Origin of the sequence: Falsihalocynthiibacter sp. SS001, from assembly GCF_042445055.1 — a bacterium.
In the GTDB taxonomy this organism is placed as follows: domain Bacteria; phylum Pseudomonadota; class Alphaproteobacteria; order Rhodobacterales; family Rhodobacteraceae; genus Falsihalocynthiibacter.
Genome location: NZ_CP170339.1, coordinates 2,369,471 through 2,383,944, shown reverse-complemented (window position 1 = coordinate 2,383,944; position 14,474 = coordinate 2,369,471). Strand labels below are relative to the sequence as shown.

At 55.8% G+C, this 14,474-nt stretch carries 14 protein-coding genes; 10 read left to right on the top strand and 4 right to left on the bottom strand.

The window, feature by feature from the left end; translation table 11 throughout:
- Window positions 1-303: 303 nt before the first annotated feature.
- The 3 genes from ACFE33_RS11440 (at window position 304) to ACFE33_RS11430 (ending at window position 3,092) form a co-directional block, all read left to right on the top strand.
- The gene (locus tag ACFE33_RS11440) at window positions 304-675 is read left to right on the top strand and encodes a helix-turn-helix domain-containing protein (RefSeq protein ID WP_380053445.1); all 372 of its coding nucleotides are present in this window, start codon (window positions 304-306) and stop codon (window positions 673-675) included.
- A gap of 118 nt (window positions 676-793) precedes the next feature.
- On the top strand, window positions 794-1,594 hold the full coding sequence (gene hisN, locus ACFE33_RS11435) for a histidinol-phosphatase (RefSeq protein ID WP_380053442.1): 801 nt from the start codon (window positions 794-796) through the stop codon (window positions 1,592-1,594).
- A gap of 142 nt (window positions 1,595-1,736) precedes the next feature.
- Window positions 1,737-3,092 (top strand): 8-oxoguanine deaminase, encoded by a 1,356-nt coding sequence (locus tag ACFE33_RS11430; RefSeq protein ID WP_380053439.1) that lies wholly within the window; start codon window positions 1,737-1,739, stop codon window positions 3,090-3,092.
- On the opposite strand, the gene guaD is transcribed toward ACFE33_RS11430, so the two are convergent.
- On the bottom strand, window positions 3,089-4,378 hold the full coding sequence (gene guaD, locus ACFE33_RS11425; protein ID WP_380053436.1) for a guanine deaminase: 1,290 nt from the start codon (window positions 4,376-4,378) through the stop codon (window positions 3,089-3,091). The two genes, ACFE33_RS11430 and guaD, sit on opposite strands and share 4 nt — an antisense overlap.
- 127 nt (window positions 4,379-4,505) lie before the next feature.
- Here guaD and mgtE point away from each other — a divergent pair, with 127 nt between their 5' ends.
- From mgtE to ACFE33_RS11400, 5 genes are all read left to right on the top strand, one after another.
- Entirely contained in the window at window positions 4,506-5,888 is a 1,383-nt protein-coding gene (gene mgtE, locus ACFE33_RS11420; protein ID WP_380053434.1) for a magnesium transporter, read from the top strand.
- A complete protein-coding gene (locus ACFE33_RS11415; RefSeq protein ID WP_380053431.1) occupies window positions 5,888-6,442 on the top strand; it encodes a 5-formyltetrahydrofolate cyclo-ligase in 555 nt (184 codons plus the stop codon). The genes mgtE and ACFE33_RS11415 overlap by 1 nt, the downstream gene beginning before the upstream one ends.
- A gap of 61 nt (window positions 6,443-6,503) precedes the next feature.
- Complete coding sequence (locus tag ACFE33_RS11410; protein WP_380053428.1) at window positions 6,504-7,322, top strand: TIGR00282 family metallophosphoesterase; 819 nt, start codon at window positions 6,504-6,506, stop codon at window positions 7,320-7,322.
- Window positions 7,323-7,393: 71 nt separating this feature from the next.
- On the top strand, window positions 7,394-9,172 hold the full coding sequence (locus ACFE33_RS11405) for an SLC13 family permease (RefSeq protein ID WP_380053425.1): 1,779 nt from the start codon (window positions 7,394-7,396) through the stop codon (window positions 9,170-9,172).
- An 82-nt stretch (window positions 9,173-9,254) separates the two neighbouring features.
- On the top strand, window positions 9,255-9,995 hold the full coding sequence (locus ACFE33_RS11400) for a YebC/PmpR family DNA-binding transcriptional regulator (protein WP_380053423.1): 741 nt from the start codon (window positions 9,255-9,257) through the stop codon (window positions 9,993-9,995).
- Between the two features lie 52 nt (window positions 9,996-10,047).
- Here ACFE33_RS11400 and ACFE33_RS11395 read toward each other — a convergent pair whose 3' ends face one another.
- Complete coding sequence (locus tag ACFE33_RS11395; RefSeq protein WP_380053422.1) at window positions 10,048-10,926, bottom strand: LysR family transcriptional regulator ArgP; 879 nt, start codon at window positions 10,924-10,926, stop codon at window positions 10,048-10,050.
- A gap of 87 nt (window positions 10,927-11,013) precedes the next feature.
- Between ACFE33_RS11395 and ACFE33_RS11390 the strand changes: the two genes are divergently transcribed.
- Entirely contained in the window at window positions 11,014-11,631 is a 618-nt protein-coding gene (locus ACFE33_RS11390; RefSeq protein WP_380053420.1) for a LysE/ArgO family amino acid transporter, read from the top strand.
- 51 nt (window positions 11,632-11,682) lie between these two features.
- The gene (locus tag ACFE33_RS11385) at window positions 11,683-12,600 is read left to right on the top strand and encodes a DMT family transporter (protein ID WP_380053417.1); all 918 of its coding nucleotides are present in this window, start codon (window positions 11,683-11,685) and stop codon (window positions 12,598-12,600) included.
- Here the strand turns inward: ACFE33_RS11385 and choV are convergent.
- The gene (choV, locus tag ACFE33_RS11380) at window positions 12,597-13,643 is read right to left on the bottom strand and encodes a choline ABC transporter ATP-binding protein (RefSeq protein ID WP_380053415.1); all 1,047 of its coding nucleotides are present in this window, start codon (window positions 13,641-13,643) and stop codon (window positions 12,597-12,599) included. The two genes, ACFE33_RS11385 and choV, sit on opposite strands and share 4 nt — an antisense overlap.
- On the bottom strand, window positions 13,640-14,473 hold the full coding sequence (gene choW, locus ACFE33_RS11375; RefSeq protein WP_380053412.1) for a choline ABC transporter permease subunit: 834 nt from the start codon (window positions 14,471-14,473) through the stop codon (window positions 13,640-13,642). The genes choV and choW overlap by 4 nt, the downstream gene beginning before the upstream one ends.
- Window position 14,474: the final 1 nt, after the last annotated feature.

The window sequence follows — 14,474 nt, the reverse complement described above, 5'->3', positions numbered from 1 at the left end:
AATTGAAACCTTCCATTGGGTATTATGGTACTACCGAAATTCCCTTTGTTTACAAAGCTTAAAATGCGGGCTCCCTTACGTCAAATATATCATTTGATATGAGATAAACGCGTGCTATAACACGCCTAAGGTGAGTGATCTGTCGCGATTAACCCTAAGGTCGAAAAGTTCTGGCCTGAGCGGAATTGCCGCGATAAACCCCAATTCTCGCCAGATTGTTAGGATACGACATAATTGCCGGTGTCTATCTGTGTGTTTGTTAAGCAGTGCGGCTTTGAGTGTAACGAGTATAAGGAGAAATTTATGAAACACCCCGTTGATGTTCATGTGGGCAAGCGAATTCGCCACCGTCGTTGGATGGTAGGAATGACACAACAACAGCTTGCGGAACGGGTCGGTATTAAGTTTCAGCAAATCCAAAAATACGAAACAGGTATGAACCGCGTGTCGGCTTCGAGGCTGTGGGATATCTCCGAAGCGATGGGCGTTGAGATTAACTTCTTCTTTGATGGTTTGGGGCGTAATTCTTCCACCGAGGCTCAAGGCTTGACCGAGCGTGGGGATTTCATGGCGGATAAAGAGGCGCTTGAATTGGTGCGTTCATATTATTCGATCCCTGAAAACCAACGCCGTCGGTTGTTCGAATTGGCGCGGGTCCTGAGCGACGTAGGATAAGCAAGAAATAGCAGCACAAAGGGCGCGCCGGTCGGCGCGCTTTTGCGTATCGGGCGATTTTGCTTGATCGCCCTGAATGCTGCGCATAGTCCATTGGGCGAGCAACCCCGAGGACCAAATGCTTTTATCTGACGCGGAAATTCAATCCATCAAATCCTGTGCGCATGCGCTCGCGAATGTCGCACGTAAGGTGACGCTTTCGTATTTTCGGACCGATCAGCTTGCGACTGAAAATAAGGTTGAGGGTGGATTTGATCCAGTAACTCGCGCAGACCGCGAAGCAGAGGAGGCCATGTGCGCTATCCTTGCAGAGTTGCGGCCGGACGATGCGATCTTTGGCGAAGAGTTCGGCGTAAAGGAGGGCACGAGTGGCCTAACTTGGGTGCTTGACCCTATTGACGGAACGCGCGGATTTATGTCGGGCACACCTACTTGGGGGGTCTTGATCGCAGTGGGGACCGAAGATGGCCCGATTTACGGCGTGATTGACCAACCCTATATCGGCGAGCGTTTTGAGGGCGGTTTGGGCGAGGCATCAACCGAAGGTCCGCAGGGCACGGCACCGCTGCGCGTGCGCGAAACGACTGAGCTGTCGGACGCAGTGCTCTTTACGACCTTCCCTGAAATCGGCACCAAAGACGAGGCTGCCGCATTTCGCCGTGTCGCGGGTGGGGTGAAGTTGGTGCGCTATGGCATGGATTGTTACGCCTATGCGCTGTTGGCGGCGGGGCAAATCGACGTCGTGGTCGAGGCCGGCCTGCAACCATATGATGTGCAGGCTCCGATCGCGGTTATTCAGGCCGCTGGTGGGATCGTGACGGACTGGGACGGTAAGCCCGCGCACAATGGTGGCCAGATTGTTGCCGCGGCCACGCCCGAGTTGCACGCCGCAGCACTCGCAAAACTCCGCCAAGCTTAGGCCCACACAGAAAACTTGATCTTCGGTTCATGGCCGCTATACCTAGTCGGGTATCGGGTCCTTAGCCCTTTTCTGCCGATACATTCACACAGGCTCGGAGCACCGGGACTCGAATTGGGCGGTAACTGTGTGGAGGACAATAATGTATACCCTCATTGAGAATGCTCATCTGGTTATGACGATGGATGACGACGCTCGCGAAATTGCGTCGGCGGATATCCTGATTGCTGGTGGCGAAATCCGAGAAATCGGGGAAAACTTGCTCGCGAGCCTTGCGCCAGAAGTTTCTAATAAGATTAAGATAATAGATGCGCGCGGATGTCTGGTGACACCCGGATTGGTTAATACGCATCATCATCTCTATCAAACCATGACCCGTGCCGTACCAGAAGCCCAAGACGGTTTGCTCTTTGGTTGGCTCAAGACGTTGTATCCGATCTGGGAGCGCTTCGGTCCTGCCGAGATGCACTCCGGTGCGGTCATTGGCCTTGCTGAACTGGCCCTTTCAGGATGCAGCCTGAGTTCCGATCATATGTATATCTACCCCAACGGCGCGCGCCTTGAGGATAGCATCGACGCTGCAACCGAAGTTGGTGTGCGTTTCCATCCGACCCGTGGCGCGATGAGCATCGGTGAGAGCAAAGGCGGCCTTCCGCCGGATAGTTTGGTCGAGTGCGAAGAGGCCATTCTTGAGGATATGGTGCGCGTGATCGACGCGCATCACGACGATCGCGAAGGCGCGATGGTGCGGGTAGGGGTGGCGCCATGCTCGCCGTTTTCCGTGAGCCGCGAACTCATGCGCGACGCCGCAGTTCTGGCGCGTGATAAGGGGGTGATGATGCACACGCATCTTGCCGAAAACGAAGAGGATATCGCCTTTAGCCGCGAAAAATTCGGCTGCACCCCTGGCGAATACGCGCAGGATTTGGGCTGGGTCGGCAGTGATGTGTGGCACGCCCATTGTGTAAAGCTGGAACCCAAGGATTTGGCAATGTTTGCGGCGACACGCACGGGGGTCGCGCATTGTCCGTGTTCCAATTGCCGGCTTGGGTCGGGCATCGCGCCCGTCGTCGAGATGTTGAATGCGGGCGTTAAGGTCGGGCTTGGCGTCGATGGGTCGGCCAGCAATGACATGGGGAACCTGATCTCGGAGGCAAGACAGATGATGCTCTTGCAGCGCGTGAAAAACGGTGCCGATGCCATGAGTGTACGCCGCGCGCTATGGGTGGCAACACGCGGTGGTGCACAGGTATTAGGGCGCGATGATTGCGGGCAAATCGCTGTGGGCAAACGTGCAGATATTGCTGTTTGGGGCCTAAGCGGCCTTGAAACCGCAGGGAGTTGGGACCCCGCCGCGATCTTGCTTGCGGGGCCGCAACGGGTTCGTGATCTGTTCGTTGAGGGGCGTCAGATCGTGCGCGATGCGCAGCTTGCGACCATCGACCTTGGCGCCGCGATCAACAGGCAAAACACACTTGCGCGCAAGCTGATGGCCTAAGCCTTGGTGGCGGGTTTGCCCGCCACCCATACCGAATGAATGGCGCGATCATCGCCCATCATTATCGTTGCAAACAGCGCTTCCCAGATATCCTCGGCCCGTCGGGTGCGTTGCTCGATTGCTGATGTGGATGCCAGATCAAGCGCGATGATATCCGCCTCCATGCCAACGGCAATATTTCCGATGCAATGATCAAGATGAAGCGCTTGCGCTGCGCCTTGGGTCGCGAGCCAATAGAGTTGCGAGGCATGCAGGGGTGTGCCGCGCAACTGGCCCACTTCATATGCTGCGGCCATGGTGCGCAGCATCGAGAAACTCGATCCGCCTCCAGTATCCGTCGCCAAGCCAATGCGATGCCCTGCCGCCATTAGACCCGCCATATCAAACAGCCCCGAGCCAATAAACGTATTCGACGTCGGGCAATGAATGAGGCTTGCATCAACCTCCTTGAGGCGGTCTTTCTCGCGATCGGTCAAGTGAATGGCGTGACCGTACAGGCCACCTTTCCCTAGCAAACCAAAGGCTTCGTAGGTATCAAGGTAATCGCGAGAGTTTGGGAAAAGCTCCTTTACCCATTCGATCTCGTCCAGTTGCTCGGACAGGTGCGTTTGCATCAGTACCTCTGGGTGCTCCGCCCATAGCGCACCCAGTGCCTCCAATTGTTCTGGCGTTGAGGTTGGCGAGAAGCGCGGGGTGATGGCATACCCAGCGCGCCCCTTGCCATGCCATTTCTCAACCAGCGCCTTGCTATCGTCATACGCCGATTTTGGTGTGTCGCGCAGGTTGTCTGGTGCGTTGCGGTCCATACAGGTTTTCCCCGCAATCATTCGCATATTGCGTGCCGCGGCCGCCGTGAAAATCGCGTCCACACTCTCTGGATGTATAGTGCAATAGCTTGAGGCCGTGGTCGTTCCGTTGGCAAGTGCGAGGTCTAGATAACGCTCGGAAATCTCGGTCGCATACTGGGTGTCACCAAAACGAGCTTCTTCTGGGAAGGTGTACGTATTTAGCCAGTCAATGAGCCGCTTGCCCCAACTCGCGATGATTGCAGTTTGCGGATAGTGTACGTGCGCATCGACAAACCCGGCCGTCAGCAGGTGATTGCCACAATCGGTTACATGCACATTTGGATGCTGAGGCCTGAGCCCGTCAGCTTCGCCAACCGCAGTGATCTTGCCGTCCTCAACCAGGATCGCGCCGCGCGAGAGATGGCGAGCGGCCTCTGTCGCTGGGTGGGAAAACGGGTTCGCCTCAAAGGACAGGACTTGGCCGAGTAGAAGATGCACTGGAACGCTCCGATTGTATTTCGCACGCCAGAATAAGCTGCGAACTTTCTAAGGTAAATCGCCTTTCCCCTCTTCTGATTTGTAATGGGGTTGCCTATGGTGGCTTCAACTAATGCCGGAGGCCCCGATGACTGATCTTCAGAACCCGACCGAAGCACCAGAAGAAGATGCCTACGAACTCTCTCCGTCGTTTGTAAAACGTGTTCTGGAAGCGGTTTACGCTCAAAACACCGAAACGCTCATCGAGCTTCTCGATCCGCTTCACCCTGCCGACATCGCCGACCTTCTGGAACAAATTGACTCGGGCGATCGGCGCGATCTTTTGTCGCTATGCGCTGAGGAGTTGGACGGGGATGTCCTCTCTGAGCTTGACGAAGGCCTGCGCGAGGAAGTCTTTGGCTACTTCGCCCCTGAAACCCTCGCCGAGGCCGTGCGTGATCTGGATAGCGATGACGTTGTTGACCTGCTCGAAGATCTGGAGAAACCGCAACAAGACGCCATTCTTGAGGCCTTGGACGATATGGACCGCGTCGCGGTTCAGAACTCTCTAAGCTATCCCGAAGAGAGCGCCGGACGATTGATGCAGCGCGAAGTCGTGATCGCGCCAATGCATTGGAACGTCGGCGAGGCGATTGATTTCCTTAGAAAAGACGAGGAACTCCCTGAGCAATTCTATCATATGATCCTGATTGATCCGATGATGCGTCCCACCGGATATGTGACCCTTGGCAAACTACTTGGCGCTCCGCGCTCTACGCGCCTCGCTGACCTTCAGGAAGAGAGCTTTCGGACCATTCCGGCGACCCAGCCTGAAGCGGACGTGGCCTATGCGTTCAACCAATACCACCTGATTTCCGCGCCAGTCGTGGACGATAGTGGGCGGCTCGTGGGTGTAATTACGATTGATGACGCGATGAACGTGCTGGACGAAGAGCACGAAGAAGACATCATGCGTCTTGCCGGTGTCGGCGAGGGGAGCCTTTCGGATCGACTGTGGGAAACGGCCAAGCAACGGTTCCCATGGCTTGCGGTTAATCTGTTTACTGCGATCCTTGCGTCGCGAGTGATTGTGCAGTTTGAGGCGACGATCTCGCAACTTGTGGTGCTGGCGGCGTTAATGCCGATTGTTGCCTCTATGGGCGGGAATGCAGGTACGCAAAGTCTAACCGTGACCGTGCGCGCACTTGCCACCAAGGATTTGACCGCTCGAAATACATGGCGGATCGTGCGCCGCGAGTCTTTTGTAGGTCTATTGAACGGGTTGCTTTTTGCGTCCGTCCTCGGGGTGATTGGGCTGCTTTGGTACGGCAGTGCGGGGTTGGGCATGGTTCTTGCTGCGGCAATGATCATCAACCTTTTCGTCGCTGGCCTCGTCGGGGTGGTTGTACCGGTGGTGCTGGATAAGGTCGGCGTTGATCCGGCGTTGGCTTCGGGCACATTCGTGACAACGATGACGGACGTAACGGGCTTCTTTGCCTTCCTTGGGTTGGCGACGCTGGTCCTCCTCTAATGAGCCTTTCAGAGCAGAAATACACCGCGCGCCAAGTCGCATTTGCCGCCCGCAATGAAGCGTTCGCCGCGCTGGGCGCTACGCCAGAAACCGAGCTTGCAGAGGTTCTTGAACCATACGCCTCCGCTCCGTTGGCAGGATACCTTCCTATTCGCTCCGAGATCAGCCCTCTTGCGGCAATGGCAGCGCACGCGGCACCAGTATGTATTCCTGTCATTCAATCTAAAGGTCAGCCCCTACGATTTGCACGATGGACCCCTGATACAAAACTGGTGACGGCGAACTTTGGAACACAAGTGCCTGAGGCGCCAGAATTTATCGTTCCACAGGTGCTGATCGTACCCATTGTGGCGTTTGATAATGCGGGTAATCGTCTGGGCTATGGCGGCGGGTTCTACGACCGAACCCTTGAAGGTCTGCGCGCAGCCCAGCCAACGATTGCGATCGGGTTTGCGTTCGAGGCGCAGTGCCAAGAGACCCTTCCGCTAGAGCCCACAGACCAGCCGCTTGATTTCATCGTAACAGAGGCCAAGGTCCGCCAATTTACCCGCTAAACTGGTGTCACAGCATGAAATCCCCATTGCCTATGGACGCGCTTAGCCTTACCCAAGCAGCATGAGAATACTTTTCCTTGGTGATGTCGTTGGTCGCTCTGGCCGCAATGCAATCTCTGAACGCTTGAAGGCGCTTCGCGAGAAATGGCGGCTCGATTTCGTCGTTGTGAATGGCGAGAATGCGACCTCTGGCGCGGGTCTTTCACCTGCACATGCGCAGGTGCTTCTGGATGCGGGGGCGGATTGCATTACCCTCGGTGATCATGCTTTTGACCAGCGAGATATGCTCACCTATATCGAGAAAGAGCCGCGCATCATTCGTCCGCTGAATTTCTCCAAAGCCGCACCAGGGAGCGGCGCGCGCTTATTTGATGGCGGGCGTGGGCGCAAAATTCTCGTGACACAGGTGCTTGGGCAGGTCTTCATGAAACGCGCCTTTGATGATCCATTCTCCGCGGTCGAAAATGTATTAAAGAAATACCCTCTCGGCGGTCAGGCACAGGCGATCCTCGTGGATGTTCATTGCGAAGCCACCTCCGAAAAAATGGGGATGGGGCATTGGTGCGACGGGCGTGCAAGCGTTGTTGTGGGAACGCACACACATATCCCGACGGGCGATGCCCAAATCCTTGAGGGCGGCACCGCTTTTCAAGCTGATGCAGGCATGTGCGGTGATTACAACTCGGTCATTGGCATGGAAAAGGCAGAGCCGATGCGCCGTTTCATTACGGGGATGGGTAAGGGCCGATTTACCCCCGCGAACGGTGAGGCAACCCTCTCTGGTTTGTTTGTCGAAACAGACGACAGAACCGGCAAGGCCACCACGGTGAAAATGGTGCGCGAAGGAGGGCGGTTAGAGCCCTCTGGCCCCACCGTGTGATGCATAACGGCGCTTGCGCAAGCGGTCACACTACGCGAATATAGAGCGATTCAAGAGAGGCCCACAAACCCATGATGTTGTTTGAGTTTTCACAGTTCGGCCAAGCCATTGCTACTTTGGTGGTCGTTGGCGTCATGTTTGTGCTGTTTCTTCGCGAAAACTACCCGACAGAGGTGGTCGCCATTGCAGGAGTTGCCGCACTCTTGGTGCTTGGGGTCCTCCCGTATAATGATGCGCTTAAGGTTCTCTCAAACCCGGCACCTTGGACCATTGCGGCGATGTTTATCGTGATGGGCGCGCTTGTGCGTACTGGTGCGCTTGAATGGTTCACTCAGAAGGCGGAGCGCAACGTGGATACGCGACCTATGTTCGCGATCGGGGCGCTCATGGGCTTTGTGGTTCTCGCCTCCGCTGTGGTTTCGAACACGCCCGTTGTGGTTGTTATGATCCCCGTCTTTGTGCAGTTGGCGCGCAAACTGGATGTGTCTGCGTCCAAGTTGCTTATCCCGCTGTCATATGCGGCGATTTTGGGGGGGACGCTTACGCTGATCGGTACGTCTACGAACCTGCTTGTTGATGGTGTCGCACGCGCGAATGGCCTTAAGGCATTTTCGATTTTTGAAGTCACGCCACTTGGGATCGTTTTGGTCGCGTGGGGGATGATTTACCTTCGGTATATTGCACCGAAATTGCTTCCGGAGCGCGACAGCATGGCGAGCCTTCTGACAGACCGTTCCAAGAAAAAGTTCTTTAGCGAGGCGGCGATACCACCCGACAGCGATCTAATCGGGCGCGAAGTCGCGGGCGTTCAACTCTTCAAGCGCGACGGGGTGCGCCTTATTGACGTTTTGCGCGGCGATAGGTCCTTGCGCCGCGATATCGGTGAGGTGGTTCTTCAAGCTGGCGACCGCGTGGTTCTGCGTACTGAAATGACCGAGCTATTGTCGCTTCAACGGAATAAATCCCTCAAGCGCGTCGATCAACTCTCTGCGGTTGAGACAAGCACGGTTGAGGTGCTGATCACGCCCGACTGCAAGATGGTCGGCCGTTCGCTTGGTGCGATGCGCCTGCGGCGTCGGTACGGTGTTTATACGTTGGCGGTTCATCGGCGTAACCAGAATATCGGTCGGCAGTTAGATAACCTTGTGGTGCGCGTTGGGGATACTTTGCTGCTTGAGGGGGCGCCAGAGGATGTGGCGCGTCTTGTGAGTGATATGTCACTTGCCGATGTTTCCCACCCGTCCGAGCGCGCGTTTCGGCGGGCGCATGCTCCTGTTGCGGTGGCGTCCCTTGTCGGGATTGTAGCGCTCGCGGCGTTCGGTGTTGCGCCTATATTCCTACTGTCGATTCTGGCGGTTGCGCTTGTCTTGCTGACGCGGTGCATAGATGCGGACGAGGCCTTCGCGTTTATTGATGGCCGTTTGCTCGCGCTTATTTTCTCGATGCTCGCAATCGGGGCTGCGTTGGAGGCATCAGGTGCGATTGAGTTGATCGTCAATGCAATTGCCCCCGCGTTGGAACAATTGCCGCCATTCCTTATCGTTTGGGCGATTTACCTGCTGACGTCCATCCTGACCGAGCTTGTGTCCAATAACGCCGTGGCGGTTGTTGTGACACCTATCGCGATTGGTCTTGCGTCGGCATTGGGGGTGGATCCACGCCCGCTGGTTGTGGCGGTGATGGTTGCGGCCTCTGCCAGTTTTGCGACGCCGATTGGTTATCAGACAAATATGTTGGTCTATGGTCCAGGTGGGTACAAGTTCTCGGACTTCCTGCGTGTGGGTATCCCGCTTAACCTCTCTATCGGTATTTTGGCGTCTGCGATTATCCCGTTCTTGTGGCCACTCTAGCGAATTGGGCAGCTACTCTTGAAGTAGACCCGCGCCCTGTTCTATAAGCGCATCCAACCGAGTTTGAACGCAAGAGGCATCAATGGCAGGCCATTCCAAATGGGCAAATATTCAGCACCGGAAAGGGCGCCAAGACGCTGCCCGCTCGAAGCTGTTTTCTAAACTATCCAAAGAGATCACAGTTGCGGCGAAAATGGGTGATCCAGACCCCGACAAGAACCCGCGTCTGCGTTTGGCCGTAAAAGAGGCAAAATCGCAATCTGTCCCCAAGGACGTGATCGAACGCGCGATCAAGAAGTCCACAGCAGGGGATGGCGACGACTACGAAGAAATCCGCTACGAGGGCTACGGCAACAACGGTGTGGCCGTGATCGTCGAAGCGATGACAGACAACCGCAATCGCACGGCGTCGTCGGTACGTTCGACATTCAGCAAAAACGGAGGCAACCTTGGTGAAACAGGTTCCGTGAGTTTCATGTTCGATCGCGTGGGCGAGATTGTTTATCCCGAGAGTGTTGGTGATGCTGACACCGTGATGATGGCCGCAATTGAAGCGGGCGCTGACGATGTGGAAAGCTCCGAAGATGGTCACACGATCTATTGCGCAGATACTGACCTGAACCTTGTGTCTACCGCATTGGAGGAGCAGCTAGGTGAAAGCGAAAGCACCAAGCTGATCTGGAAGCCAACAACCACTACCGAGCTCGATCTCGAGGGTATGCAGAAGCTGATGAAGCTCGTTGATGCGCTCGAAGATGACGACGACGTTCAGCGGGTTACAACAAACTTCGAAGCAAGCGACGAAGTACTCGCACAGCTTTAATTCCCAACGACGATACCAATACCGAGAGGCCGCGCATTCTGCGTGGCCTTTTTTATGGCGCGAGCAACGCGCGCTTGGCCGCAGCGTGGATTGCTTTGGTCAAAGGCGCTAGCGCATGACTGACGCGCCGATTTGCTTGCCAATACAGCGGAACATCCAACGGTAGCTTTGGGTCCAGCGCGACAAGGCTACCGCTTTTCAGGTGGTCACCAATGAGGATTTCAGGGTTCATTCCCCACCCAAGCCCTAGGAGCGCAGCCTCTACAAATCCTTCTGAGGAGGGGATCTGATGTGATCGAAGCGCCAGCGCGTGGCCGACCTTCTGGCGTACCCAGTCCCGCTGTAGGCGGTCCTTGCGGTTAAATAACAAGGCTGGCGCGACCTTTAGGGAATGCTCATTGATGCCGTCAGAAAACCATCTCTCTTGGTAGGCGCCGCTGCATGAGGCGATATATCTCAAGTTGCCAAGCGGCGTGCAATCGCTTCCTTGAATGGCCGTGTTATGGGACGTGATCGCGGCCTGCACCTCACCACGGCGCAGCCAATCCGCAGAGTGATCCTGATCGTCGACGATCAACTCAATCAGCATCCCCTCACATTCCGCTAGAGCTGGCATCAACCACGTGGCAAGGCTGTCCGCGTTCGTCGCAATCTTGATATAAGGGGCGTTGGCATCTGGCAGGCCGAGGTCCTTGGCAAGTGAAGCTTCCAGTAGGCCAATTTCTTCCGCGTGCTGCACGAGGCGCTGACCGGTTTCAGTCGCGGTCGCGGGTGTGCCGCGTTGCAACAGAACCGTTCCGAGGCGATCCTCAAGCGACTTGATGCGCTGTGAAATCGCCGAAGGCGTAACGGATAGTTCGTGCGCCGCGGCCTCAAAACTTCCGTGCCTCAAGATCGCCGAGAGTGCCGCCAGAGATTTGGAATCGATCATTAGTATTCCTAATCTAGAGTTAGATTCTTTAATTAGACTAACTCAATCGGCCCCGCTATCAAACGCAAAACAAATCAAGAGATAGCCATGATCGCCTTCACACCAGCCGCGTTTTTCGCCGGATATGCAACTAGCCTGAGCCTCATTATGGCAATCGGGGCACAGAACGCCTTTGTTCTGCGTCAGGGAATCCGGCAATCGCATGTATTGCCGATCGTGTTGCTCTGTGCTGGGTCCGACGCGATCCTGATCCTCACCGGAGTTTTTGCCTTCGCACAGATCGAGCGCGTCCTTCCGAACGTTCTCCCGCTGGTGAAATATGGCGGAGCGGCGTTCCTTTTTGTTTACGGAGCGATGGCATTTCGCGCGGCGTGGCGCGGCGGGGAAGCGCTTGATCCTGCGACTGCGCCCAAGCAATCATTGCAGAGAACAGTCATTGCACTCCTTATGCTGACATGGCTGAACCCGCATGTTTATCTCGATACTGTGGTGCTTCTGGGCAGTATTTCCGCGCAGTATGATGTCGGGCGCTATGGGTTTGCTCTGGGGGCCACTCTGGCCTCGTTTAGCTTCTTCTTTGCCTTGGGGTATGGCGCACGTTTTCTTGCGCCGCTGTTTGCAAAGCCAAGTTCGTGGCGCTTTCTTGAGTGCTTTGTCGGTGCGACCATGTGGACCATCGCCCTGACGCTTTTGCTTGGATCGTAGCAATACAATTGAACGCTTGTACATTTGACGGACATCAGGTCAATTCGACGCATGATCTCGCGCTTGAACCCGACAATACTCGCGATCCTATGGATGCTGGTGACCGGCCTACTTTTTGTAGGGGTGAACGTCGTTGTCAAGATCGTGGGCAATGACATCCCTGCCGCCGAGTCTGCGTTCCTTCGATATCTTCTCGGGCTTGTGTTTCTCTTGCCGATGCTTCCTGCGCTCAAGAGTGCTTGGACCAGCGGAGCGCTGGATCGAAACGGGATTGCGTTGTTTTCGCTGCGTGGTTTTGTTCATGCCCTTGGGGTGATTGCGTGGTTCTATGCCATGACCCAAATCCCTCTCGCTGAGGTTACGGCGATGAACTATATGTCCCCGATTTACGTAACGATTGGTGCGGCAATTTTCCTCGGGGAGAAGCTTGCCATGCGCCGTATCGCTGCGATCATCGTAGCACTTTGTGGTGGGCTACTTATTCTGCGCCCCGGTTTTAGGGAGGTTTCGCCCGGACATATTGCGATGATCGGCACTGCGCTTGCCTTTGCCGTAAGCTATCTGATTGCAGGGCGTATGGCCGGCAAAGTGAATGCGACAGTGATCGTCGGGATGCTTTCGATCACGGTGACGATAGGGCTGTTGCCGTTCGCCTTGGCCGTCTGGGTGACGCCAACGGTGGAGCAGCTTGGGTGGCTATTCCTTGTGGCGGCACTTGCGACGGGTGGGCACTATTCCATGACCCTCGCGTTCCGACTTGCGCCAATGGCCGTGACTCAACCAGTTACGTTCCTTCAACTTATCTGGTCGGCGCTCGTTGGGCTTGTGCTCTTTAACGAGCCAATAGACATCTGGGTCGTTGTCGGTGGTGTCTTGATTATGGGGTCCGTCAGTTTCATCGCGTGGCGTGAGATGGTCCTCAAAAAGACCGCAATCAAGGCCGCCGCAAGGGCGACCCCGACGATCTAGTTTTCCTCGCGCGGATCAACGAGCTTCGCCATAACGCTGGCTTGCGAAACCTGTCCGATAACCTTGCCATTTCGCGTAACGGCCATGGGCGAGGATTGCGCGCTCAGGTGCTCCATAACGGCGTTGAGGGTGGTGCTCTCGTCCACTTCGCCTTGCGTTTCCGCATCCACTGGCTCGACCATATCACCCGCGATCAATACGTTTAGCGGGTTCATGTGGGCAACAAAATCGGCAACGTATTCGTTGGAAGGGTTGGAGTAGATCTCTTTTGGCGTGCCGCATTGCACGATCCGTCCGCCTTCCATGATGGCGATGCGATCGCCTAGCTTGAAGGCCTCGTCCAGATCGTGGCTAACGAAGATAATCGTCCGACCAAGCGATTTTTGAAGGTCGAGAAGCTCGTCCTGAAGGCGTGTGCGAATGAGTGGATCAAGTGCCGAGAAAGGCTCGTCCATCAACAGGATTGGTGCCTCTGTTGCAAATGCGCGCGCAAGCCCGACGCGCTGCTGCATACCACCTGAGAGTTCGCCAACTTTGCGACCGGCCCAATCGCTCAGGCCCACCATATCGATGTATTTCGCAACTTGTGAAGTGTAGGTCTCTTTGTCCACACCCGCCAACTCTAGCCCAAGCCCGACATTTTCCTCGACCGAGCGCCAAGGGAACAGTCCGAATTGTTGAAAGACCATCGCAACCCGCTCAAGTCGAATCTGGCGGAGGGTATCGGCGTCGGCGTTGGTGACATTCACCATCTCACCGCCGTCGTTCACCGAAACCGAGCCGCGCACAACGGGATTAAGCCCATTAACGGCGCGCAGAAGTGTCGATTTGCCAGAGCCGGAAAGCCCCATAAGAACGAGAATTTCGCCTTCGCTTACGGTCAGACGGCAATTGTGCACGCCCAGAATCTGATCGGTTTTTGTTTGGATTTCGCTTCGGGTCTGGCCTTTGTCCATAAGGGGCAGGGCGGTTTCGGGTGCATCGCCGAATACAATCGACACGTCATCGAATGTTACGGCAGTTTGGCGATTGGATTGGGTCATTTACGTTCGATCCTTAGGACGCGATCAAGCATGATAGCGACGACAACGATGATCGTGCCACTTTCAAACCCGAGGGCCGGATTAACAGTGTTAAGAGCGCGCAGAACGGGCACTCCGAGGCCATCGGCGCCAACAAGCGCTGCGATTACCACCATCGAAAGCGAGAGCATGATCGTTTGGTTGAGGCCCGCGCGGATTTGCGGAACGGCGTAAGGAAGCTCTACTTTCCAGAGCTTTTGCCGTGGCGTGGCGCCAAAGGCTTCGGCGGCCTCAAGAAGGGAGGTTGGGGTCGTGCTGATGCCCAGATGGGTGAGGCGAATAGGGGCAGGGAGCACAAAGATAACGGTCGCGATCAGGCCGGGAACAAGCCCGATGCCAAAGAATACAATCGCGGGAATGAGATAGACGAAGGTTGGCAGCGTCTGCATCAAATCGAGGATCGGGCGCAGGACCTGATACATTCGTGGGCGATGCGCAGAGGCAATCCCAATAGGAACGCCAATACCCATACAGGCCACACATGCAGAAAGCACCAGCGTCAGGCTTTCGGTCGTTTCTTCCCAATAACCTTGGTTAATGATGAAAAGAAACCCGAGCACAACGCCCAAGCTGATCTGCCAACGGCGCTGAAGTGCATATGCCCCCCCTGCAAAGATCGCGATGATAACGAAGGGATGTGGCGTTTGTAGGCACCAGAGGATCGCCTCGATCATCGCCTCCATGACGTTGGCCAATGCATCGAAAAAGACCTCGCCTTCGCGCTGTAGCCAATCAAAGATGGTTTCCGCGGTCTTGCCGAGGGGGATTTTCGTGTCGGTTAGCCAGTCCATG

What these genes read in the sequence shown, in the direction of transcription:
- ACFE33_RS11390 (WP_380053420.1), top strand. Translation starts at nt 11,014, where the DNA reads ATGATCGCCTTCACACCAGCCGCGTTTTTCGCCGGATATGCAACTAGC.
- ACFE33_RS11395 (WP_380053422.1), bottom strand. Translation starts at nt 10,926, where the DNA reads ATGATCGATTCCAAATCTCTGGCGGCACTCTCGGCGATCTTGAGGCAC.
- ACFE33_RS11410 (WP_380053428.1), top strand. Translation starts at nt 6,504, where the DNA reads ATGAGAATACTTTTCCTTGGTGATGTCGTTGGTCGCTCTGGCCGCAAT.
- ACFE33_RS11400 (WP_380053423.1), top strand. Translation starts at nt 9,255, where the DNA reads ATGGCAGGCCATTCCAAATGGGCAAATATTCAGCACCGGAAAGGGCGC.
- ACFE33_RS11405 (WP_380053425.1), top strand. Translation starts at nt 7,394, where the DNA reads ATGATGTTGTTTGAGTTTTCACAGTTCGGCCAAGCCATTGCTACTTTG.
- choW (WP_380053412.1), bottom strand. Translation starts at nt 14,473, where the DNA reads ATGGACTGGCTAACCGACACGAAAATCCCCCTCGGCAAGACCGCGGAA.
- ACFE33_RS11430 (WP_380053439.1), top strand. Translation starts at nt 1,737, where the DNA reads ATGTATACCCTCATTGAGAATGCTCATCTGGTTATGACGATGGATGAC.
- hisN (WP_380053442.1), top strand. Translation starts at nt 794, where the DNA reads ATGCTTTTATCTGACGCGGAAATTCAATCCATCAAATCCTGTGCGCAT.
- ACFE33_RS11385 (WP_380053417.1), top strand. Translation starts at nt 11,683, where the DNA reads ATGATCTCGCGCTTGAACCCGACAATACTCGCGATCCTATGGATGCTG.
- ACFE33_RS11415 (WP_380053431.1), top strand. Translation starts at nt 5,888, where the DNA reads ATGAGCCTTTCAGAGCAGAAATACACCGCGCGCCAAGTCGCATTTGCC.
- choV (WP_380053415.1), bottom strand. Translation starts at nt 13,643, where the DNA reads ATGACCCAATCCAATCGCCAAACTGCCGTAACATTCGATGACGTGTCG.
- ACFE33_RS11440 (WP_380053445.1), top strand. Translation starts at nt 304, where the DNA reads ATGAAACACCCCGTTGATGTTCATGTGGGCAAGCGAATTCGCCACCGT.
- mgtE (WP_380053434.1), top strand. Translation starts at nt 4,506, where the DNA reads ATGACTGATCTTCAGAACCCGACCGAAGCACCAGAAGAAGATGCCTAC.